Below are 301 nucleotides of genomic sequence, written 5' to 3'. Positions count from 1 at the left end.
TAGAAGAAGATGAAAGAAAAAGAAGAGATATACTTAATAGGGATTGGTTTTTACATTTTATAGGATCTATGGGTAAAAACTTAAATTTAGAACGCAAGTGTATCCGTAAAGAACATGAACTTATTAAAGAATTTGTAGCTACTAAGGATATTGAGTTTTTACATAAATATATGAAAAAACATACAAGATTAAGAGATCCTATTAATACTTGGGATCTTGAAGGTGCTGTTATTGTAAAGATAATGAATTTAAATAAAGAAGAATTTAAACACTATAAATACTTTCCTTATGATTTAATTTA

1 protein-coding gene is annotated in these 301 nt (G+C 24.9%); it reads left to right on the top strand.

Going from position 1 to position 301, the window contains the following annotated elements:
• A partial coding sequence (locus H2277_RS09225) for a hypothetical protein (RefSeq protein ID WP_337201988.1) occupies positions 1 to 301 on the top strand: 301 nt, incomplete at both ends.

Origin of the sequence: Campylobacter sp. W0014 (genome assembly GCF_020135975.1) — a bacterium.
Taxonomy (GTDB): Bacteria; Campylobacterota; Campylobacteria; order Campylobacterales; family Campylobacteraceae; genus Campylobacter_D.
This window is presented reverse-complemented; position numbering and strand designations above follow the sequence as displayed.